The organism is Prevotella sp. P5-92, from assembly GCF_002251245.1.
Taxonomy (GTDB): Bacteria; Bacteroidota; Bacteroidia; order Bacteroidales; family Bacteroidaceae; genus Prevotella.
The window spans coordinates 1-1,293 of record NZ_NPJG01000065.1; the positions used below are offsets into that span (position 1 = coordinate 1).

The window sequence follows — 1,293 nt, forward strand, 5'->3', positions numbered from 1 at the left end:
TAGGAGGAGAAACATCTGACACATATCCTGTCCTTAACAACACTCATGGTGTAGTTTATGCCGGATATCAACATGAAGGAACCACCCCTCTGTGTAGCAATTCCTCCTCTTATGCTGAGGAGAATAAGCTTCATGCCCACGCCTACGACGCCAATGCCACAACCGAGGCAAACGGCAATCACGACAAGAGTTACCAGGACATCTTCAACTGGGCTGACAACGATGACAAGACCGACGCCACAGTCACTGCCACATTTACCTGCTCAGTATGTGGAAAGGTGGAGACGCCAGAATTGACAGCCGTTCATGATGATGAACACCCTAATACGCCGGCGGCTTGCACGGAGGTCGGTTATAACTATTTCAAGACCTCACACGCTTTTGCAGGTGCAATTTTCACCGACAGTTATAAACAGACAGTACCAGTTCTCGGACACAACATGACTGAAATAACGTTCAATGAAGTCAAGAAAATATACAGCAACCAATGCCAGAGAGAAGGCTGCGGACATACGGACTATTATGCCACAAGCAATGGAAGCGTAGTGGCAAATGAGACATCAGGCGGATTTGTTGCCGAAGCCCTCACTTTGGAGGATGCCACGGCGTATGACAATAAGGCTGTGTTCACTGCCACCAACTTCACCTACACCCGCACGTTCTCGAATACTAATTGGACCACATGGTATGTGCCGTTCGAGCTTACGCTTACAAAGGATATTTGCGACAAGTTTGCCTTCTCGCGCATCAACAACGTGCATCAGTATGACACCGACAATGACGGCAATGCAGACAGGACCGTGGTGGAGAGCTTCCGCCAGACCGAAGGCGTGACACTCAAGGCCAACTATCCTTATCTTGTTAAGCCTGTAAGCGAAAACGACTTGAACATGGTATTGAATCTTACGAACGTGCAACCTGCATTGGCAGAGGCACAGAGCATCGACTGCCAGAGCGTGGACTACAAATACGTGTTCAAAGGCACATACAATGGGGAGGGCGCAAGTGGTTCGACTCTTTATGACCCATATACGCTACATAGCGACGGCACATGGCAACATTACTATAGTCTCAAGCCTATGCGTCACTATCTGACCATCTCGTCACGCAATGCAACTACTTCATCTGCTGCCTTCATGCGTAGCATCCTTCTCTCCGTAATCGGCGATGAAAATGCTACGGGCATAGTGAAGATATACGATGAGGAGCGCAGAGCAAAGGAGACATACGATCTGGGCGGTCGCCGCATACCTGCAGGAAGCCAGCGGAATGGTTTCTATATTGAGAATGGAA

Annotated in this window: 1 protein-coding gene; it reads left to right on the top strand. The window is 49.0% G+C overall.

Annotated features, from left to right (window positions below; genetic code table 11):
• The coding region (locus tag CIK99_RS15285; RefSeq protein ID WP_158215928.1) for a hypothetical protein at positions 1–1,293 on the top strand (1,293 nt) is incomplete at both ends.